This window comes from Curtobacterium sp. PvP017, assembly GCF_054060195.1.
The window spans coordinates 120,285-139,951 of record NZ_JBSSCY010000005.1 but is presented as its reverse complement, the minus strand read 5'-3'; the positions used below and the strand labels follow the sequence as shown (position 1 = coordinate 139,951).

Genomic DNA, 19,667 nt, shown 5'->3' with positions numbered 1-19,667 from the left:
GCAGATCAGATCTTGGTGTGGCCGAACTCGTCGACACCCGTCTCGTGGTGGCGGGTCGCCTCGAACTTCTGCGAGTGGCGGTACGCCACGTCGCGGAAGCTCCAGGTGACGAAGCCCAGGAAGACGAAGAACAGCGCACCGACGAGCGGGAACACGAACGCCGGGGCCCCGGAGGCGTGCTCAGCAGCTTCTGCGAGGAAGGTCATCGTTCGGTGCTCCGTTCGGTCGGGGAAAGACGCCGTTCAGTCTAGCCGCGGATCTGGCCGTTCCCGCGCACGATCCACTTGGTGCTCGTGAGCTCCGGCAACCCCATCGGACCACGGGCGTGCAGCTTCTGCGTCGAGATGCCCACCTCGGCGCCGAAGCCGAACTCGCCGCCGTCGGTGAAGCGTGTCGAGGCGTTCACCATCACGACCGCCGAGTCCACCGTCGCCAGGAACCGCTCGGCCGTGTCGACGTCGTTCGTCACGATCGACTCGGTGTGGTGGGTGGACCAGCGCGCGATGTGCGCCATCGCGGCGTCGACGTCCGGCACGACGCGGATCGACAGGTCGAGGTCCATCGACTCGGTCGCCCAGTCCTCGTCGGTGGCGCGGACCACGCCTGGCACGATCGCCCGGGTGGCGTCGTCGCCGCGCAGCGTGACCCCGGAGGCGCGGAGCCGGTCCGCCAGCACGGGCAGGAGCCGCTCGGCCGCCTGCTCGTGCACCAGCAGGGTCTCGAGGGCGTTGCACACGCTCGGCCGCTGCACCTTGCTGTTCAGGACGATGTCGACGGCGCGCTGCTCGGGGGCGGACGCATCGAGGAACACGTGCACGACGCCGGCACCCGTCTCGATCACGGGGACCTGCGACTCGGTGACGACGGTCTGGATGAGCGAGGCGCTGCCACGCGGGATGAGGACGTCGACCAGGCCCCGGGCGCGCATCAGCTCCGTGGCGCCGGCGCGGCCGAACTCGTCGATGGTCTGCACGAGCTCGCGCGGCAGGCCGACCGACTCCACCGCGTCCTGGATGCGGGCCACGAGCACGGCGTTCGTCCGCTGGGCCGCCGATCCACCGCGGAGCACGACGGCGTTGCCGGACTTCAGCGCGAGCGAGGCGATGTCGACCGTGACGTTCGGGCGTGCTTCGTAGATGGCACCGACGACCCCGAACGGTACCCGCACCTGCGTCAGCTGCAGGCCGTTCGGCAGCAGCGAGCCGCGGAGGTGCTCCCCCACCGGGTCCTGCAGACCGACGACGTCCTCGACCGCCCTGGCCAGCGCCTCGATGCGTGCGGGGTCGAGCCGGAGACGGTCGACGAGCCCGGACGACAGGCCGCTCTCCTCGCCCGCGACCAGGTCACCGTGGTTCGCGGCGACGATCTCGTCGGTGGCGGCGCGGACGCCGGCGGCGATCGCCACGAGGGCGGCGTCCTTGACCGCCGTCGTCGCGGTCGCGAGGGCCGACGAAGCGGTGCGGGCCGCCACGAGCGTGTCGGTCAGGGTCGGGGCGGGCGCGATCGACGACATGGACCGATCCTAGGCCCGACGCGATCCCGTGTGACGGACGCGACCCCGGCCTCCCGACCGCTGTGGACGACGCGTGTCAGGAACGGGGCGCCGCGTGGAACCAGGTGCCCACGTGCTCGCCCGACAGGGCGCGGTCGACGAGCGCCGTGGCGGTCACCAGGACCGACGTGCCCGCCTCGGCCGCGAGCCGTGCGGCCGCGACCTTCGTGCCGGCACCCCCGGTCCCCACGCCGGACTTGCCGACGGAGCCGAAGGTGACGCCGGCGAGCTCGTCGCCGAACGGGACCTCGTCGATGCGCTCGGCACCGGGCTGCTCGGGGGGCTTCGTGTACAGGGCCTCGACGTCGGACAGCAGCACCAGGGCGTCCGCACCGAGCAGCCGCGCCACCAGGGCAGCGAGCCGGTCGTTGTCGCCGAAGCGGATCTCGTGCGTGGCGACGGTGTCGTTCTCGTTCACGATCGGCAGCACCCGCAGGGCGAGCAGGCGGTCGACGGCGCGCTGCGCGTTCACCCGGTGCGTCGGGTTCTGCAGGTCACCGGCGGTCAACAGGATCTGCGCCGCGACGACCCGGTGCCGGTCGAGTTCCTTCTGGTACCGGAACATCAGGACGTTCTGGCCGGTGGCCGCGGCGGCCTGCTGCGTGGCGAGGTCGTCCGGACGGCCCTCGAGCCCGAGGAACGGGAACCCGGTGGCGATCGCGCCGGACGACACGAGCACGACCTCGGTGCCCCGGCCGTACGCCGCGGACAGGGCGTCCACCAGTGGTCCGATCTGACCGGCGGCGTCACCACTGACCGACGACGAGCCGACCTTCACCACGATCCGCCGCGCACGCGGGATGTCCTCGCGCCGGGTGACGGGTCCGAGGTCGGTGCGGGCGGTCGTGTCGGTCATGCCGCGGTCAGTCCTTCTGGTCGCTGGTCGTCTCGAGGTCGTCGCTCGTCTCGAGGTCGTCGCTGGTCACGACGTCGTCGTTCACCCAGAGGCCGGCGACGCGCTCCTGCTCGAGCTCGGCACGGGCGGCCGCCTTGGCGTCCATCCGCTCGAAGTACTCCTCGCGACGCTCGTTGCGGGTCGGACGCGACGTCGCGCCGATGCGGGCGTCGGTGCCTCGGGCACTCGTGATGAGCTCCGCCGTCGAGGTGAGCGTCGGCTCCCAGTCGAAGACCATGCCGCCGTCGCCGCCGATCACGACGGTCGAGCCGGCGACGGCGCCGGCCTTGAACAGGCCGTCCTCGACACCGAGCTTCGCGAGCCGGTCGGCCAGGAAGCCGATCGCCTCTTCGTTGGTGAAGTCGGTCTGCTGCACCCACCGCTCGGGCTTCGCACCGCGCACGCGGTAGAAGCGGTGCTCCTCGCCGCCCTCGGCACGGACCGTGAAGCCCTGGTCGTTGACCGCGCGGGGGCGGATGACGATGCGCTCGACGACCGGCTCGGCCGCGCGCTTCGCACGACCCTGCTCGACGACCTCGGCCAGCGCGAACGTCAGCTCACGCAGGCCCTTGTGCGACGCGGTGGAGATCGGGAACACGCGGTAGCCGCGGCCCTCGAGCTCGGCGGTGACGAACTCGGCGAGCTCGGCGGCGTCCGGCACGTCGATCTTGTTGAGCGCGATGAGCTGCGGACGCTCGAGCAGCGGCACCTGGCCCTCGGGGACCGGGTAGCGCTCGAGCTCACCGAGGATGACGTCGAGGTCGCTGATCGGGTCGCGACCCGGGTCCATCGTCGCGCAGTCGATGACGTGCAGCAGGGCTTCGCAGCGCTCGACGTGCCGCAGGAACTCGAGGCCGAGGCCCTTGCCCTCCGACGCGCCCTCGATCAGACCGGGGACGTCGGCGACCGTGAAGCGGCTCTCGCCCGACTCGACGACGCCGAGGTTGGGGGTGAGCGTGGTGAAGGGGTAGTCGGCGATCTTCGGCTTCGCGGCCGAGATCGCCGCGATGAGCGAGGACTTGCCGGCGCTCGGGAACCCGACGAGGGCGACGTCGGCGATGGTCTTCAGCTCGAGGCTGATGTCACCCGCCCAGCCCTCGGTGCCGAGGAGCGCGAAGCCGGGGGCCTTGCGCTTCGTGGTGGAGAGCGCCGCGTTGCCGAGACCGCCCTGCCCACCGGGGGCCACGACGACGCGCATCCCGGGTTCGGTCAGGTCGGCGATGACCTCGCCGGCCTCGTCGTACACGACGGTGCCGATCGGGAGCGGGAGCTCCTGGACCTCGCCGCTCACACCACTGCGGTGGTCACCCATGCCGGGCTGACCGTTCTTGGACGAACGGTGCGGCGAGCGGTGGTAGCCGAGCAGCGTGGTGACCTGCGGGTCGGCCACGAGCACGATGTCGCCGCCGTCACCGCCGTTGCCACCGTCGGGCCCGGCGAGGGGCTTGAACTTCTCACGGCGGACCGAGACGCAACCGTTGCCGCCCTTCCCCGCGCTGAGGTGCAGGGTCACGCGGTCGACGAAGGTCGCCATGGTTCCACTCCTGGAAGGTCGTTGTGCCGACGGGATCCGTCAGCGCGTTGTGCCGACGGCATCCGTCGGCGGGAAAAGCGAAGGAGGGGCGGGCACTCGGCCCGCCCCTCCCGCTGAAGCTGATCGTCGCGACTACGCGTTGACGATGTTGATGACCTTGCGGCCACCCTTGGTGCCGAACTCGACCGAACCGGCCGAGAGGGCGAACAGCGTGTCGTCGCCACCGCGGCCGACGTTGGCGCCCGGGTGGAAGTGGGTCCCACGCTGGCGGATGATGATCTCGCCGGCGTTGACGACCTCGCCACCGAAGCGCTTCACGCCGAGGCGCTGTGCGTTCGAGTCACGACCGTTGCGAGTGGAACTCGCACCCTTCTTGTGTGCCATGAGCTGACTCCCTTACGCGATCTTGGTGATCTTGACGCGGGTCAGTTCAGCGCGGAAACCCTGGCGCTTCTTGTACCCGGTCTTGTTCTTGAACTTCTGGATGATGACCTTCGGACCGCGCAGGTCGTCGAGCACCTCGGCGGTGACGGTCACGTTGGCGAGCTCGGAAGCCGCCGACGTGATCTTGTCACCGTCCACGAGGAGCACGGGGGCGAGGTCGATGTTGCCCTTGTCGTCCGCCTTGACACGGTCGACGGTCAGGATGGTGCCGACCTCGACCTTTTCCTGACGGCCGCCGGCGCGCACTACTGCGTAAACCACGTGGAAATCCTTACGTAACTCTGCTTGAGGGAAGTCTCGGGTGCCCACTTCTGCACGAGCGGCTCCCGGGAGGCCGGGCCCGATCGGCGACGCAGGCAGAACGGCCCGCTGACACCAGGGATCGAGAATACTCGATCCCCATGGGTCCGGTCAAACGGCGACACACGTACGATTGCACGGTGACCGTGTTGATCGACCCACCGACGTGGCCCGCTCACGACACTCTGTGGTCGCACCTCGTCAGTGATGAATCCTACGCGGAACTCCACGCGTTCGCTGCACGTGCCGGTGTGCCGCGTCGTGCGTTCGACCACGACCACTACGACGTGCCGCTCGCGAAGTACGACGAACTCGTCGCCGCGGGGGCGTCGGCGGTGTCCGGACGCGAGCTCGTGCTGCGGCTGATCCGCAGCGGGCTGCGCGTGGCGCAGCGCGACAAGCGCGCGCACTGACGCGGGCCACGTGCGTCCGGCACGCACGGTGCGAGGTTCCCGACTCGGTGCGGCGTGTGGCGGCTCGCACGGTGTCCGGAACCTCGCACGGTGCGCACGTGCCCTGGACGTGGCGCCGCACCGTGCGAGGTGAGGCGCGTGGCGGGCGCACACCGGGCCTCCCGGCCGCACCGTGCGAGGTTCCCCGCAGCGTGCGAGGTTGGTGGCTCGGTGCGGCGCCGGAGGCTTGCACCGAGCCGCGAACGCCGCACCGCCCGGAGAAACTCGCACCGTGCAGCGACCGCGCGTCGACGACCGGGGGTCAGCGGGGCGCTGGACCACCCCACGGCGCGGCCGGTGGCCGCTGCTGGTCCGGACGGGGCTGTGCGCCGTACTGACCGCCGTACTGCCCGTGGGGGTCCGGCTGGACCAGACCCTGTCCGTACGGGCCCTGCTGCGGCTGCTGCGGCCCCGGCTGCACCGTCGCGGGCGGGACGGCGTCTGCGGGCCGCACCGTGCCCGGCAGGCCGGAGGTCGGCGCTGCACCGCGGTTCCGTCGCGGGCGGCCGAGCCAGAGCCACGCGGCGGTGGCGGTCGCCAGGAGCATCACCGTGTACGGCACCCCGTTGCGGAGCGGGTTCGTGACGACGTCGATGACCAGGCGGGACCCGCCCGAGGTGATCGCGCCGAACGCGCCGGTGAAGACCCCGACGAGGGCGAGTGCGATCGTCCCCGCGGCGCCGGCGAGCACCGCTCGGAGCAGCACCGTCGGCAGCGGGCTGCGACGGGCGATCGGCGTCAGGAACGCCAGCGCCAGGAAGGCCCCGGCGTAGAACGGGAACGGCGCGAGGAAGACCCCGGCGATGAAGCTGCCGACGAGGCTCGCACCGGCACCGTAGTGCGCGAACGGGCTGACGACGAGCGACGTCCCGATCAGGCCGACGACGCCGGACACGAACTCGACGAGCACGAGCGACACCACGGCGATGAGCGCCCCGGCCGTGTTGTTCACCGAGGCGCCGGGCGCGAAGGCCCGACGCGGGTCGGCCGGCGTGCGCGGCGGCCGTGGCGGGGCGTACGGCACCCCGGCGGTCGGCTGCGCGCCGTGCGGCGGCTGCCCACCAGGCTGCCCACCGCGCAGCGGCTGCCCTCCAGGCTGCCCACCGTACGGCGGCACGGGACCGGCGGCTCCCCCGGGTCCGGGCGGTGCAGGCTGCTGCCAGCCCGCACCGTAGTACCCACGATCCTGCTGCGGGTCACCGGGGTTCGCCACGCTCAGTTCCCCAGGATGACGGAGCCGTCGGTGTCGTCGCCGGATGCGTCCTCGGTCGTGGCCGGAGCACTGATGCTCGGCGACGACACGCGGCGGGACCGCGAACGGCCCTGGCCCGGCTGCTTCGGCTCCGGCAGCGCCTGGAGCACGGAGTCCAACAGCGACTCGGCGTCCGGGGCGACCTGGCGGGGCTCGCGCTTCGGTGCGGCGTTCAGCGGGATGTCCAGGATCGCGACCGTGTTCTCGGTCGGGGTCACCGTCGCGCTGGAGCTGACCCGACGGCGGGCCGGGGCCTTGGCCTTCGGCTCAGCAGCAGGAGTGGCAGCCGCCGACTGGTCGAGAGCCTGACTCCGCGCGGCCTGCTTCGGCTCGTCGCGCTTCGGCTCGACGACGGGCTCCGGCTCGACCGCGGCGGATGCCGACTCGGTGGATGCCGACTCGGTGGCTTCGGTCGTGGCAGCGTTCGACTGCTCACCGCTCCGTCCGCCACGGCCGCCACGGCGCCGACGCTTCGAGCCGCTGGGCTGTTCGCCGGCGTCTGCGGACTCGGCGGTCCCCGCCGGCGCGTCGGCCGAGGTCGGGGCCGCTGCCGAGGTCGGCGATGCCGGCGACTCCTCGTGCGGGATCGTCGAGGCCGCGATCCGGGACAGCGCGTTCTTCACGTCGTCCGTGATCTGGTGCGCCTGGCTCGACTGCCCGTTCGACGAACCCGAGCCACCGCCGGAGTTGCCCCCGCCGTTGCCGTGCCCGTTGCCGCCGTTGCCGCCGTTCCCGTTGCCGCCGTTGCCGCCGTTCCCGGCCGCACCGCTGCGCCCCTTGCGACGCCCCTTGCTCGGGCCCGGGTCGGCGTTGTTGTCGTTGACCTTCGCGTTGACCTCGTCGAGCGACTCGCGCAGGCCGACACCGATCTTCTTGCGGGTCATCTGCACGAGGCCGAGCGAGGTGACCTCGGCGACCTGGTGCTTCGTGCGGTCGCGGCTCAGGCACTCGATCAGGCGACGGAGCACGAGGTCGCGGTTCTCCTCGAGCACCATGTCGATGAAGTCGACGACGATGATGCCGCCGATGTCGCGCAGGCGGAGCTGGCGGACGAGTTCCTCGGCGGCCTCGAGGTTGTTCTTCGTGACGGTCTCCTCGAGGTTGCCCCCGGAGCCGACGAACTTGCCGGTGTTGACGTCGACGACCGTCATGGCCTCGGTGCGGTCGATCACGAGCGAACCACCGGAGGGCAGCCAGACCTTGCGGTCGAGCGCCTTGTCGATCTGCTCGTTCAGGCGGTACTCCTCGAAGGAGTCCGGGCCCTCGTAGCGGACGACGCGGTCCTTCAGGTCGGGTGCGACGGCCGACAGGTACTCGTCGATGGTGCCGCCGGCAGCCTCGCCGTCGATGATGAGCTTCGTGAAGTCCTCGTTGAAGACGTCGCGCACGATCTTGACGAGCAGGTCGGGCTCCGAGTGCAGCATGACCGGGGCCTGGCCACCGGCGACCTTCTTCTGGATGGCCTCCCACTGGCTGGTCAGGCGCTGCACGTCGCGGGTGAGCTGCTCCTCGGTCGCACCTTCGGCAGCGGTGCGCACGATGACGCCCGCGTGCTCCGGCAGGACCTCCTTCAGGATCTTCTTGAGGCGCGCGCGCTCGGTGTCGGGCAGCTTGCGCGAGATGCCGTTCATGGAGCCGTTCGGCACGTAGACCAGGTAGCGACCGGGCAGCGAGACCTGGCTCGTCAGACGGGCGCCCTTGTGGCCGACCGGGTCCTTGGTGACCTGGACCAGGACCTTGTCGCCCGGCTTGAGCGCGGCCTCGATGCGACGGCCGTGGCTGGTGTCGACGGAGTTCCAGTCGACCTCGCCGGCGTAGAGCACGGCGTTGCGGCCGCGGCCGATGTCGACGAAGGCTGCCTCCATCGAGGGCAGCACGTTCTGCACCTTGCCGAGGTACACGTTGCCGATGAGCGACACGTTCTCGGACTTGGTGATGTAGTGCTCGGCGAGGATGCCGTCCTCGAGCACGCCGATCTCGATCGTCGACGAGCTGGAGCGGACGATCATCTGACGGTCGACGCTCTCGCGGCGGGCGAGGAACTCGTCCTCGCTCACGACCTGGCGACGACGTCCGGCGTCACGGCCGTCGCGGCGACGCTGCTTCTTCGCCTCGAGCCGGGTCGAACCCTTGATGCGCTGCGGCTCGGTGATCAGCTCGGGTTCGCGACGGCGGGGCTCCTGGTGGTCGCGCGGCTCGCGCGGCGCACGGGACTCGCGGTCGGCGCTGCTCCCCCGACGACGCGAACGACGGCGGGAGCCGCCAGGCTCCTCGTCGTGGTCCTCGCGGTCGAACCGGTCCTCGCGCTCGGAACGGTCGAAGCGGTCGTCACGGTCGTCCTCGTCACGCTCGTACCGCGCGGCGCGGCGCGGCAGCTCCGGCAGGACGGGGGCGTGGAAGATCAGGCTGAGCGTGCTCGTCGCCTTCGGGACGAACGGCTCGGCCGGGGCGGCGGGTTCGCTCGCCTCGGTCGTCGGCTCGGTCTCGGTCGGACGGGAGGCACCACTCGCCTCCGTCACGTCGGTCGCGGGCTCGGTCGGCTCGGCCGTGACCACCGGCAGGTCGCCGGTCAGCGTGCTCACGTCGTCCGGCTCGGCGCTCTGGGCGGCGACGGCTTCGACCGCGACGGAGACCGTCTCGGCTCCGGTCGGCTCGGCCGCGTCCGCTGCGTCGGCGGACGAACCGTCCGTCAGCGCGGAGGCCTCGTCGACGGCCGGCACCTGCACGGCACCGGCCTGACCCTGCAGGCCGGACGACCGGGCGCGGCGTCCGCCGAACAGGCGGGTCCGACGCTTCGGGGCGTTCTCGTCGTTGGTCGTGTTGTCGTTGTTCTGCTCCACCATGGACTGGCGCACTCCTCGGCCCCACTCGCACCCTTGTCAGGCGGCGGGAATTCTTTGGTTGTGGCGGTGGCGTCGACGCCCCGCGCTCGCTGTCTTCGTGACCGGTCTGCGTCAACTTCTCGTTGCGTCCGCGGCCGTTCCGGTCCGGGCACCCGGCCCGGGTCGGCTCGGCGTCGGAGTGACGCTGTCCCGACCACGGTGCGCTCTCACCGCACCTGATCGTCCGGACACTGCCCCGTGGGGCACCGCCCGGAAAGCTCTCTTCGGTCTGCGGTTGCCCGCACGACCTCCGGCCAGTATCGCACGCCGCTCCCGGAAAGGACCGGAACCCGCGTGCGATGATGACGGCGTGAGCACGTCAGCGCCTGCCCCCCGTCGTCCGGTCGCGATGGCCGTCTTCCTCTTGATCACCGGGTTCGTCGGCCTCTTCGGGTCGTTCTCCCTGGTGCTCGACGAGTTCAAGAAGTACGCAGACCCGGACACCGTGCTGTCGTGCGACGTGAACCCGTTCATCAGCTGCTCGGACGTCATGGCCAGTTGGCAGGGCCACCTGTTCGGGTTCCCGAACCCGCTGCTCGGCGTGATGGGCTTCGTCGCGCCGATCGCCGTCGCCGCGCTGATGCTCGCGGGCTTCCGGAACGGTTCGCGGTGGTTCTGGATCGCGTTCAACGCCGGCGTGTTCCTGGCGTGGGTCTTCGTGACGTGGCTCTTCACCCAGACCGTGTGGTTCATCGGCGCGCTCTGCCCCTGGTGCATGCTCGTGTGGTCGATGACGATCCCGATGTTCTGGGTGTTCACGATCTGGAACGCCGCGCAGGGTCGCTTCGGTGCGAAGACCCAGCGCGTCGGCCGGGTGCTGCTCCCCTTCTGCTGGGCGTTCCCGCTGGCGAACTACCTGTTCATCATCGTGACGATCATCATCAAGTTCCCGACCATCCTCACGGTCTTCTGATCCACTGCTGGACGTTCCCGATGCGGCGACGATGACGCCTCGATGACGTGTCGATGACGTGTCGATGACGCGTCACCGAATTCCTGGGCGCTTCCCAGGCAGGACGCCCGATCGGCGTCCGGGCAGCACCTACGCTCGATCTCGATGAGCGAGAACGAGAGCAAGAAGGTCCGTCGCGACGCCGCCCGAGAGCGCGCGCGCGAAGCCCGGGTGAAGGAACGGGCGCGACGCCGCCGCAACAAGACGCTCGGCATCAGCGGCATCATCGTCGGCAGCCTGGCGGTCGTCGCCGTGGTCGTCCTGGTGATCGCGAACTCGGTGCAACCCGCCGGGCCGGGGCCGCGCAACATGGCGAGCGACGGCATCCTGTTCACCGGCCAGAGCGGCAAGATCGTGCCCGTCGAGACGAAGGCGACGCCCGACGGCGGCACCCCGACGGCGACGAAGCAGGACGACTCGGTGGCGAACATCACCGTGTACTCGGACTACATGTGCCCGTACTGCAACCAGTTCGAGACGGCGCAGATGGACCAGATCCAGCAATGGGTCGAGGACGGCTCGGCGACCCTCGAACTACACCCGTTCAACCTGCTCGACCGAGTGTCCCTCGGGTCGAAGTACTCGACGCGCTCCGCGGCAGCGGCCGCCTGTGTCGCGAACGACGACCCGGACGCCTTCCTGGCCTACAACACGTCGCTCTACGAGAACCAGCCGTCCGAGAGCACCAAGGGGCTCACGAACGACGAGCTGGCGTCCCTGGCGAAGAAGGCCGGCGCGACGAGCAGCAAGGTCGCCTCGTGCATCACCGGGCAGCACTTCGCCGGGTGGGTCGCCGACGCCACGAACCGGGTGATGAACGACCCGATCCCGAACTCGTCGCTCGACAAGGTGACGAGCACCCCCACGATCATCGTGAACGGGAAGCAGTTCACCGGCTCCCTGACCGACACCGACGCCTTCGCGTCCTTCGTCGAGCAGAACGGTGGCGCCGCCTGACCCGAAGGCGCCCGACACGAGCGAAGGCCCCCGCTTCCGGATGGAAGCGGGGGCCTTCGCTCGTGCGGGTGGCGCTACTTCGCCGCGGCGTCGATCGCGGTGATGACCGTGCTGAGGTTGTCCAGGCGCTTGCCGTTCACGACCACGGTCGGCGTGCCGAAGCCCTGCGTGCCCTGCAGTGCCTCGTCCGCGGTGACGAGCTTCGTGGACTTGGTCACCCAGCCCTTGAACTGCTCGGTCGACAGGCACTCGGAGACGTTCGACCCGGTCGCGCCCCCGGCCTTGACGAGCTTCGCGATCTCGGCGTTCGTCAGGCCCGAGGTGCCTTCGGCGGGCTGGTTGTCGAAGAACTGCGTCTGGACGTCCAGGAACTTGTCCGGCGCGTAGTTCGCGACGCACATCGCGGCGTTCGCGGCCCGGCTGGCGTAGCGCGAGCTCTGGTAGCTGCGGTCGAGGATCGACACCGGCTGGATGGCCAGCGTCGCGTCGCCCGACTTCACCTTGTCCAGGATCTGGTCGGCGTAGGCGGCCTCGAACTGCTTGCAGACCGGGCAGGCCCAGTCGACGTACTCGGTGACCGCCACGGCGCCGTCGGTGTTCGACGTCGGGACCGCCGACGGGGTGCCCTTCGCGGTGACGGCCTTCGTGGTCACCGGGGTGACCTCGCCGCCCTCGCCGGTGAACTGGATCGCACCGGTGGCCATGTTCTTCGGCCCGGCAGCGGACACGGCGGGCGCGTTGTTCACGTTCACCACGACGAGCGTGATGATCGCGGCGATCGCGATGATCCCCAGGCCGATGCCGCCCTGCAGGAACCACTTGTTGCGGCGCTTGCGGCGCTTCTCGGCGTCGGCGCGCTGTCGCGAGACCTCGCGCGCGTGCTGACGACGTTCGTTCTTGGTGGGTCGGTCGTTGTTCGTCATGCTCTCCCCGTCGCTCAGGCGAACCAGAGCGCGAGCTCGCGCGCCGACGACTCGGTGCTGTCGGATCCGTGCACCAGGTTCTGCTGCACCTTGAGACCCCAGTCGCGACCGAGGTCGCCACGGATGGTCCCGGGTGCGGCGCTGGTCGGGTCGGTGGTGCCGGCGAGCGACCGGAAGCCGGCGATCACGCCGTTGCCGGCGACGCGCACGGCGACGACCGGACCGGACTGCATGAACTCGACGAGCGGCTCGAAGAACGGCTTGCCCTGGTGCTCCTCGTAGTGCGCGTCCAGCAGGTCGCGCGGCGCGGTGAGCATCTTCAGGTCGACGATCTCGTAGCCCTTCGACTCGATGCGGCGGAGGATCTCACCGGTGAGCTGGCGGGCGACGCCGTCGGGCTTGACGAGGACGAGGGTCTCTTCGAGGTCGGACACGCAGTACTCCTAGTGTGTTCGCGGGATCGGAGGGGTGGTCAGTCCTCGCCCATGGCGGCCCGGCGCGCGGCGTTCTGACGGTCGAGCTGACCGCCCTTGACGAAGCAGAAGACCCACAGCGCCAGGAACACCACGGCGACCGCGAACATGAACGGTTCGATGAACCCGGTGGCGAGGATGGCCGCCTGCAGCAGCCACCCGAACCATACACCGGCGGGGTTGCCGGTCAGGCGTGAGGCCAGTGCCAGCACGACCATCGCACCGATGCCGCCGCCGAACGCCAGGGCCGGCGGCAGGGTCCCCTTGCCGAACACGACGAGCATCGGGAAGAAGAACATGATCGCCTCGAGCACGAGCGCGATCGACAGCAGGCTCTCCTGTGCCCCGCGGTCGCGTCGCGGCTTCCGGGTGCGCGGTGGACGCCCCGGCCGGGAGGCACGTGGTGCGTCCGTCACTTCGTCTCGCCTTCCCGGTGGACCAGGTCCATGACCGCACCCACCATCACGATGGAGCCCGCGACGAGCACGAGGGCGTCCTCGGCGTCCGCCTCGTCCGCCAGGTCGCGTGCCTGCTGCAGCGCGGCGGCCAGCGACGGTTCGACGACGACACGGTCCGCGCCGATCTCGTCCACGACGACCTTCGCGAAGGCGTCCGCGTCGAGCGCACGGTCCCCCGGCGGCTGCGTGACGACGAAGGTCTCGACGGTGCCCTTCAGCGCGCGGACGAACCCGCGGGCGTCCTTGTCGCCGAGGATCCCCACGACGCCGACGACGTGCTCGGACGGGAACGCCACCGGCAGGGCCTCGGCCAGGGCCTTGGCGCCGTGCGGGTTGTGCGCCGCGTCGACCACGACGGTCGGCTCGGTGGCGATCGGCTGCAGGCGGCCGGGGCTCGTGGCACCGGCGAGGCCCTCGGACAGGACGTCCTCGTCGAGCGCCTGGGTGCCCCGACCGAGGAACGACTCGACAGCGGCGATCGCGACGGCCGCGTTGTGCGCCTGGTGCCGGCCGAACAGCGGCAGGAACAGGTCGTCGTAGCGGCCGGCGATCCCCTGCACGGTGATGAGCTGACCGCCCACGGCCGGGGTGACGTCCACGACGCTGAATCCGGCGCCCTCGACGGCCAGGGTCGACTCGGTCAGCTCGGCGGCCCGCTCGAGTTCGACGAGGGCCTCGGGGACCTGCTCGCTCGACACCACGGCGGACGACGGCTTGATGATCCCGGACTTGGTGCGAGCGATCTCCGCCACGGTGCTGCCGAGCTGCTTCGCGTGGTCGATGGCGATCGGGGTGAACACCGCGACCTGGCTCTGCACGACGTTCGTGGAGTCCCACTCGCCGCCCATGCCGACCTCGATCACGGCGACGTCGACCGGGGCCTCGGCGAAGCAGGCCAGGGCCAGCACGGTCAGTGCCTCGAAGAAGGTGAGCGGGAGCTCGCCCCTGTCGGTGAGCTCCTGGTCGGTCAGCTCGAGGACCGGGGCGATGTCGTCCCAGTTCTCGACGAACCGCTCGGCGGCGATCGGCTGACCGTCGATGACGATGCGCTCCCGGATCGACACCAGGTGCGGGCTCGTCATCAGGCCGGTGCGCAGACCGTGCGCGCGGACGATGCTCTCGGTCGTCCGAGCCGTCGAGGTCTTGCCGTTCGTGCCGGTGATGTGGATCACCGGGTACGCCAGGTGCGGGTCGCCCAGCAGCTCGACGGCGCGACGGGTCGCGGTCAGGCGGTGCTCGGGCGACTGCTCGCCGATCCGGGCGTACAGGGCGGCCTCGACGCGCTTGACCTCGTCGTCGTCACCGCCGTACGGCACGGCCTCTACCGGGGCGTCACCGGACGGACCCACCGGGATCCGGATGCCGTCCTCGTCGTGCTGGTCGTGCTGGTCGTGCTCGTCGTACTGGTCGTCGTCGCTCATGCGCGTGACACCTCCACGGTCACCTTCGCGCCGTCACCGACATCGGTGGTGGCGCCTGCCCCGAGGGGCACGATCTCGACGCTCGTCGCCAGGGTCTCCCCCGCGATGAGCTGCTGGTGAGTGCGCACCGACGCGTCGGCGGCCTCGTCGACCCCGAGGGTGAGGACGATGCGGTCGCTGACGTCCAGGTCGGCGTCGCGTCGTGCCTGCTGGACGGCGCGGACGACGTCGCGGGCGAGCCCCTCGGCCTCGAGCTCGGGCGTGGTCACGGTGTCGAGCACCACGAAACCGCCCTCGTCGAGGAACGCCACGGCGACCGACGGGTCGGCGACGGTGAGGTCGAGCGTGTACTCCCCCTCGACCAGGTCGACACCGCCGACGGTGACGCCGGACTCGGTCGCGGTCCAGTCGCCCTTCTTGGCGGCCGGGATCACCTGCTGCACCTGCTTGCCGATCCGGGGACCGGCGACACGGGCGTTGACGGTGAGCTTCCGCTCGATGCCGTACTGCGCCAGGGATTCCTCGGCCTGCGCCTCGAGCACGACCCGCTTGACGTTCAGCTCGTCGCGCAGGATGTCGGCGAACGGTTCGACCGCCGCCGGGTCCGGCACCACGAGGGTGAGCGTGGCGAGCGGCAGCCGGACGCGCTTGCCGGTCGCCTTGCGGAGCGCGAGGCCCTTCGAGGCGACGTCGCGCACGCGGTCCATCGCCGCGACGAGGGCGTCGTCGGCGGGGAACTCGGCCGCGTCCGGGAAGTCCGTCAGGTGCACACTCCGACCGCCGGTCAGGCCCTTCCAGATCTCCTCGGTGACGAGCGGGGCGAGCGGGGCCGCCACACGGGTCAGGGTCTCGAGCACGGTGTACAGCGTGTCGAACGCGGCACGGGCGTCGTCCGCTGCCACGCCGTCGGCTCCGGTCCAGAACTTGTCGCGCGACCGGCGGACGTACCAGTTCGTCAGCACGTCGGCGAAGTCGCGGACGGCCTGCGCCGCGAGCGGGGTGTCGAGCGCGTCGAGGTGCTGCTGCACGTCGGACACGAGCACCCGGGTCTTCGCGAGCAGGTAGCGGTCGAGCACGTCGGTGCTGTCCGTCCGGCGGGTGGCCTGGTAGCCGTCCGGCCCGGAGGCGTTCGCGTACAGGGTGAAGAAGTAGTACGTCGACCACAGCGGGAGCATGAACTCGCGGACGCCCTGGCGGATGCCTTCCTCGGTGACGACGAGGTTGCCGCCGCGGATCACCGACGAGGACATCAGGAACCAGCGCATGGCATCGGCACCGTCGCGGTCGAACACCTCGGAGACGTCCGGGTAGTTCCGCAGCGACTTCGACATCTTCTGGCCGTCCGAGCCGAGGACGATGCCGTGGCTGATGACGTTCTTGAAGGCCGGCCGGTCGAACAGCGCCGTGGACAGCACGTGCATGACGTAGAACCAGCCACGGGTCTGCCCGATGTACTCGACGATGAAGTCGGCGGGGTTGTGCGACTCGAACCACTCGCGGTTCTCGAACGGGTAGTGCACCTGGGCGTACGGCATCGACCCGGAGTCGAACCAGACGTCGAACACGTCGGTGATCCGGCGCATCGTCGAGTTCCCCGTGGGGTCGTCGGGGTTCGGACGGGTCAGGTCGTCGATGAACGGGCGGTGCAGGTCGACCTCGCCGTCGGCGTTCAGCGGCAGGCGACCGAAGTCGCGTTCGATGTCGGCGAGCGAGCCGTACACGTCGGTGCGGGGGTACTCGGGGTCGTCCGACTGCCACACCGGGATCGGCGTACCGAAGTAGCGGTTGCGCGAGACCGACCAGTCGATGGCGTTGCCGACCCACTTGCCGAACTGGCCGTCCTTGACGTTGTCCGGCACCCAGTTGATGTCCTGGTTCAGCTGGCCCATGCGGTCGCGGAGCTCCGTGACCCGGACGAACCACGACGACACGGCCTTGTAGATGAGGGGCTTCCGGCAGCGCCAGCAGTGCGGGTAGCTGTGCTCGTAGGACGCCTGGCGGAGCAGGCGTCCGGCGTCGCGCACGGCCTTGGTGAGCGGCTTGTTCGCGTCGGACCAGAGCATGCCGGCGACCTCGCCGAACTGCGAGGTGAACACCCCGCCCTCGTCCAGCGACAGCACGACGGGGATACCGGCTGCGGCGCAGACCTCCTGGTCGTCGGCGCCGTAGGCCGGCGCCTGGTGCACGATGCCGGTGCCCTCGCCGGTCTCGACGTAGTCGGCGACCAGGATGCGCCAGGCGTGCTCCATGCCCTCGGCATCGGCCAGGAAGTCGAACAGGCGCTCGTACTCCACGCCGTCGAGCTCCGCGCCCGTCAGGGTGCGGACGACCGCGGCAGCGGCGTCCTCGGCGCTCTCGTAGCCGAGGTCCTTCGCGTAGGCGGCCACGGTGTCCGAAGCCAGCAGGTAGTGGACGGAACCGGCGTCGGCACCGTCAGCCGCGCCTCCCGGTCCGGCCGGCAGCACCACGTACGAGACCGCAGGCCCGACGGCCAACGCGGCGTTCGTCGGCAGCGTCCAGGGGGTCGTCGTCCAGGCGAGCGCGCGGACACCCGTCAGGTCGAGCGCGGCAGCGCGGTCGCCGTGCAGCGGGAACGACACCGTGACGGACTGGTCCTGGCGCATCTTGTAGACGTCGTCGTCCATGCGCAGCTCGTGGTTCGACAGCGGCGTCTGGTCGTTCCAGCAGTACGGCAGGACCCGGAAGCCCTCGTACGCCAGGCCCTTGTCCCAGAGCTGCTTCCACGCCCACAGCACGCTCTCCATGAACGTGGTGTCGAGCGTCTTGTAGTCGTCCTCGAAGTCGACCCAGCGCGCCTGGCGGGTGACGTACTGCTGCCACTCGTCGGTGTACTGCAGGACGGACTTCTTGGCGGCGGCGTTGAACACGTCGATGCCCATGGCGTCGATCTCGTGCTTCTCGGTGATGCCGAGCTGGCGCATCGCCTCGAGCTCGGCGGGCAGGCCGTGGGTGTCCCAGCCGAAGCGGCGGTGCACCTGCTTGCCGCGCATGGTCTGGTAGCGCGGGAAGACGTCCTTCGCGTACCCGGTCAGCAGGTGGCCGTAGTGCGGCAGGCCGTTCGCGAACGGGGGGCCGTCGTAGAAGGTCCACTCGTCGCAGCCCTGGCGCTGGTCGATGGACGCCTGGAACGTGTCGTCGCGCTTCCAGAAGGCGAGGATCCCCCGCTCGACGGCGGGGAAGGACGGCGAGGGGACGACGCCTGCGGCGCCGTCGTGCTCGTCGGGACGGTTCAAGGGGTAGCGCACCGCGGGGCTCCTGTGGGTTGCCGGTTCTCGGACCACGAGGACGGAGCGGACTCCGCGGTACCACCTCGCTTGCCGCGGCGCGCTGTTCGGCGCGACGCGACCGCTCGTGTTCGGGTTCGGCGCGGCCCGGTCCGCCCGGTTCTACTGACGAGCCGCTCGCGCGGACCGCGTTCTTCCGGGAGCTCCCCGGTGATGGCCGGATCGACGCTCGTGTGACACGAGTTTAGCGGACGGGAGCATGCTGGAGGGATGCCCGACGACTCTGCCTCCGGCGAACGCCCGGAGTCCTCCCTCACCGTCATCATCGCCTTCGGCGCGAACCTGCTCGTGGCGATCGCGAAGACCATCGCATCGCTCCTCTCGGGCTCGGCATCGATGGTGGCCGAGGCGGCACACTCGTGGGCGGACACCGGCAACGAGGTCTTCCTGCTCGTCGCCGAACGACGGGGCGCGCGGAAGCGCGACACCGCACACCCGCTCGGCTACGGGCGCGAGACGTACATCTGGTCGATGTTCGCCGCGTTCGGCCTGTTCACCGCCGGCGCCATCGTGTCGATCTACCACGGCATCTCGGAGCTCGGGGACACCGGCCCGGCCGAGGACGTCCTGCTCAACTACATCGTGCTGGCGCTGTCGTTCTGCCTCGAGGGCACGAGCTTCCTGCAGGCGTACCGCCAGGCGCACGGTGCCGCGACGAAGCGCAAGGTGCCGGTGCTGCGCCACGTGCTGCAGTCCTCGAACCCGACGCTGCGAGCCGTGTTCGCCGAGGACGCCGCCGCGCTCATCGGCCTCGTCGTCGCGTTCCTCGGGGTGTTCCTGCACCAGGTCACCGGCCTGGCGGTCTTCGACGCGATCGGGTCCATCGCGATCGGCGTGCTGCTCGGCGTCGTGGCGATCGTCCTCATCGACCGCAACCGCCGCTTCCTGCTCGGCGAGAGCACGTCGCCGGAGCTCGAGAACGCCGTGCTCGTCGAGCTGCTCGGCCGCTCGCAGGTCGAACGCGTCACTTACCTGCACCTGGAGTTCGTCGGACCGTCGCGGGTGTACCTCGTCGCCGCCGTCGACCTGACCGGCAACGAGAACGAGGAGCACGTCGCGGTGCGGTTGCGCGACGTCGAGAAGTCGCTCGAGGACAGCCCCTACATCGAGGAGGCCGTCCTCACCCTGAGCTACCCGGGTGACGAGTCCCTGGTGCCGACCGACGACGACGTACCCGAGGTCGTGCGGGACGGCACCGTGGAGGACGTGGCGTCCGGCGGTGCGGGGACCCTGCGCACGGAGTGAGCGTCCGCGCGTCGGCGCGCGTCGAGGCCCGCGACCACCGGCGTCAACGCGGCGGCGACGTACTCGACGAGCGGCCGGCGCGCCACACCGTCGGCGACCCACACCCCGAACGCCGCCGCGGCGGCACCGAGCATCGCCCCCGACACGGTCTGCGGCCAGAGCGACCCCGGCTGCTCCCCCGTGCGCCCCGCCACGAAGGCGGCGACGGCCCCGTGCTGCGCCATCACCCGGACGGCGACGCCGGCGACGAGCTCGGATCCGATGCCCATCACCTCGGCCTGCGCGACCGCCCACGGCACCCGCTCGGGGTCGTGGTCCCGGGCCGCGGCGAGCAGGGCCTGCTCCACCGCACGCACCGCACTCGCCTCGGTCGAGGACGCCAGGTACCCGGGCAGCCCCGCCACCGCGGCGTCGAGCTCGAGCCACATGACGTCGGACTTCGCCGTGAAGTAGTTGAAGAACGTCGCTCGGCTGACCCCGGCACGCACGGCGATCTGGTCGACCGTGGTGCGTCCGTACCCCTGCTCGAGGAACAGCTCGGCAGCGGCGTCCGCGAGGACCTCGGCGCTCGAGCGTCGGGGCCGCCCACCGCGGCGGATCGGTTCGTCCATGGGCCCCAGTA

Annotated in this window: 18 protein-coding genes; 4 read left to right on the top strand and 14 right to left on the bottom strand. The window is 70.6% G+C overall.

The annotated features are described in order from the left end of the window. Positions 1 to 5: 5 nt before the first annotated feature. The 6 genes from ACVKXF_RS11670 to rplU form a co-directional block, all read right to left on the bottom strand. On the bottom strand, positions 6 to 206 hold the full coding sequence (locus ACVKXF_RS11670; protein ID WP_111084539.1) for a hypothetical protein: 201 nt from the start codon (positions 204 to 206) through the stop codon (positions 6 to 8). A gap of 41 nt (positions 207 to 247) precedes the next feature. Then, positions 248 to 1,513 (bottom strand): glutamate-5-semialdehyde dehydrogenase, encoded by a 1,266-nt coding sequence (locus ACVKXF_RS11665; protein WP_456795803.1) that lies wholly within the window; start codon positions 1,511 to 1,513, stop codon positions 248 to 250. Positions 1,514 to 1,589: 76 nt separating this feature from the next. Further along, on the bottom strand, positions 1,590 to 2,408 hold the full coding sequence (proB, locus tag ACVKXF_RS11660; protein ID WP_260233112.1) for a glutamate 5-kinase: 819 nt from the start codon (positions 2,406 to 2,408) through the stop codon (positions 1,590 to 1,592). 7 nt (positions 2,409 to 2,415) lie between these two features. Next, positions 2,416 to 3,981: a GTPase ObgE gene (obgE, locus tag ACVKXF_RS11655; protein ID WP_123313480.1), complete on the bottom strand. Its 1,566-nt coding sequence runs from the start codon at positions 3,979 to 3,981 to the stop codon at positions 2,416 to 2,418. Positions 3,982 to 4,113: 132 nt separating this feature from the next. Next, a complete protein-coding gene (gene rpmA / locus ACVKXF_RS11650) occupies positions 4,114 to 4,365 on the bottom strand; it encodes a 50S ribosomal protein L27 (protein WP_071257351.1) in 252 nt (83 codons plus the stop codon). A 12-nt stretch (positions 4,366 to 4,377) separates the two neighbouring features. Continuing rightward, on the bottom strand, positions 4,378 to 4,686 hold the full coding sequence (gene rplU / locus ACVKXF_RS11645) for a 50S ribosomal protein L21 (protein ID WP_123313479.1): 309 nt from the start codon (positions 4,684 to 4,686) through the stop codon (positions 4,378 to 4,380). 179 nt (positions 4,687 to 4,865) lie between these two features. Between rplU and ACVKXF_RS11640 the strand changes: the two genes are divergently transcribed. Next, positions 4,866 to 5,138, top strand: coding sequence for a DUF4031 domain-containing protein (locus ACVKXF_RS11640; protein ID WP_123313478.1), 273 nt, complete (start codon positions 4,866 to 4,868; stop codon positions 5,136 to 5,138). Positions 5,139 to 5,439: 301 nt separating this feature from the next. Here the strand turns inward: ACVKXF_RS11640 and ACVKXF_RS11635 are convergent, their stop codons facing one another. Next, positions 5,440 to 6,390, bottom strand: a complete 951-nt coding sequence (locus tag ACVKXF_RS11635; protein WP_456795802.1) for a hypothetical protein — start codon at positions 6,388 to 6,390, stop codon at positions 5,440 to 5,442. A gap of 2 nt (positions 6,391 to 6,392) precedes the next feature. Then, the gene (locus ACVKXF_RS11630) at positions 6,393 to 9,272 is read right to left on the bottom strand and encodes an Rne/Rng family ribonuclease (RefSeq protein WP_456795801.1); all 2,880 of its coding nucleotides are present in this window, start codon (positions 9,270 to 9,272) and stop codon (positions 6,393 to 6,395) included. Between the two features lie 349 nt (positions 9,273 to 9,621). On the opposite strand from ACVKXF_RS11630, the gene ACVKXF_RS11625 reads away from it, so the two are divergent. Both ACVKXF_RS11625 and ACVKXF_RS11620 read left to right on the top strand, forming a co-directional pair. Further along, a complete protein-coding gene (locus tag ACVKXF_RS11625; protein WP_456795800.1) occupies positions 9,622 to 10,224 on the top strand; it encodes a vitamin K epoxide reductase family protein in 603 nt (200 codons plus the stop codon). Positions 10,225 to 10,368: 144 nt separating this feature from the next. Continuing rightward, positions 10,369 to 11,220 carry a DsbA family protein gene (locus tag ACVKXF_RS11620; protein WP_456795799.1) on the top strand — a complete coding sequence of 284 codons (852 nt, stop codon included), beginning with the start codon at positions 10,369 to 10,371 and terminating at the stop codon, positions 11,218 to 11,220. 74 nt (positions 11,221 to 11,294) lie between these two features. On the opposite strand, the gene ACVKXF_RS11615 is transcribed toward ACVKXF_RS11620, so the two are convergent. Genes ACVKXF_RS11615 through ileS form a run of 5 tightly spaced genes read right to left on the bottom strand, consistent with a single transcriptional unit; the run spans position 11,295 to position 17,761 of the window. Continuing rightward, positions 11,295 to 12,143, bottom strand: a complete 849-nt coding sequence (locus ACVKXF_RS11615) for a DsbA family protein (protein ID WP_456795798.1) — start codon at positions 12,141 to 12,143, stop codon at positions 11,295 to 11,297. Between the two features lie 14 nt (positions 12,144 to 12,157). After that, positions 12,158 to 12,577: a nucleoside-diphosphate kinase gene (gene ndk, locus ACVKXF_RS11610; protein ID WP_111084529.1), complete on the bottom strand. Its 420-nt coding sequence runs from the start codon at positions 12,575 to 12,577 to the stop codon at positions 12,158 to 12,160. 38 nt (positions 12,578 to 12,615) lie between these two features. Next, positions 12,616 to 13,032, bottom strand: a complete 417-nt coding sequence (locus ACVKXF_RS11605) for a DUF4233 domain-containing protein (protein ID WP_123313473.1) — start codon at positions 13,030 to 13,032, stop codon at positions 12,616 to 12,618. Next, positions 13,029 to 14,495, bottom strand: a complete 1,467-nt coding sequence (locus ACVKXF_RS11600; RefSeq protein WP_456795797.1) for a bifunctional folylpolyglutamate synthase/dihydrofolate synthase — start codon at positions 14,493 to 14,495, stop codon at positions 13,029 to 13,031. Before ACVKXF_RS11600 ends, ACVKXF_RS11605 begins: the two co-directional genes overlap by 4 nt. Further along, positions 14,492 to 17,761, bottom strand: a complete 3,270-nt coding sequence (gene ileS, locus ACVKXF_RS11595) for an isoleucine--tRNA ligase (RefSeq protein ID WP_456795796.1) — start codon at positions 17,759 to 17,761, stop codon at positions 14,492 to 14,494. Before ileS ends, ACVKXF_RS11600 begins: the two co-directional genes overlap by 4 nt. 249 nt (positions 17,762 to 18,010) lie before the next feature. Between ileS and ACVKXF_RS11590 the strand changes: the two genes are divergently transcribed. Next, positions 18,011 to 19,045, top strand: coding sequence for a cation diffusion facilitator family transporter (locus ACVKXF_RS11590; RefSeq protein WP_456795795.1), 1,035 nt, complete (start codon positions 18,011 to 18,013; stop codon positions 19,043 to 19,045). Here ACVKXF_RS11590 and ACVKXF_RS11585 read toward each other — a convergent pair. After that, the gene (locus ACVKXF_RS11585; RefSeq protein WP_456795794.1) at positions 18,931 to 19,656 is read right to left on the bottom strand and encodes an acyl-CoA-like ligand-binding transcription factor; all 726 of its coding nucleotides are present in this window, start codon (positions 19,654 to 19,656) and stop codon (positions 18,931 to 18,933) included. The two genes, ACVKXF_RS11590 and ACVKXF_RS11585, sit on opposite strands and share 115 nt — an antisense overlap. Positions 19,657 to 19,667: the final 11 nt, after the last annotated feature.

Excerpts from the sequence above, each read along its gene's own strand:
- ACVKXF_RS11670 (WP_111084539.1), bottom strand. The coding sequence starts at position 206 with ATGACCTTCCTCGCAGAAGCTGCTGAGCACGCCTCCGGGGCCCCGGCG.
- ACVKXF_RS11665 (WP_456795803.1), bottom strand. The coding sequence starts at position 1,513 with ATGTCGTCGATCGCGCCCGCCCCGACCCTGACCGACACGCTCGTGGCG.
- proB (WP_260233112.1), bottom strand. The coding sequence starts at position 2,408 with ATGACCGACACGACCGCCCGCACCGACCTCGGACCCGTCACCCGGCGC.
- obgE (WP_123313480.1), bottom strand. The coding sequence starts at position 3,981 with ATGGCGACCTTCGTCGACCGCGTGACCCTGCACCTCAGCGCGGGGAAG.
- rpmA (WP_071257351.1), bottom strand. The coding sequence starts at position 4,365 with ATGGCACACAAGAAGGGTGCGAGTTCCACTCGCAACGGTCGTGACTCG.
- ACVKXF_RS11630 (WP_456795801.1), bottom strand. The coding sequence starts at position 9,272 with ATGGTGGAGCAGAACAACGACAACACGACCAACGACGAGAACGCCCCG.
- ACVKXF_RS11620 (WP_456795799.1), top strand. The coding sequence starts at position 10,369 with ATGAGCGAGAACGAGAGCAAGAAGGTCCGTCGCGACGCCGCCCGAGAG.
- ACVKXF_RS11615 (WP_456795798.1), bottom strand. The coding sequence starts at position 12,143 with ATGACGAACAACGACCGACCCACCAAGAACGAACGTCGTCAGCACGCG.
- ACVKXF_RS11600 (WP_456795797.1), bottom strand. The coding sequence starts at position 14,495 with ATGAGCGACGACGACCAGTACGACGAGCACGACCAGCACGACCAGCAC.
- ACVKXF_RS11590 (WP_456795795.1), top strand. The coding sequence starts at position 18,011 with ATGCCCGACGACTCTGCCTCCGGCGAACGCCCGGAGTCCTCCCTCACC.
- ACVKXF_RS11585 (WP_456795794.1), bottom strand. The coding sequence starts at position 19,656 with ATGGACGAACCGATCCGCCGCGGTGGGCGGCCCCGACGCTCGAGCGCC.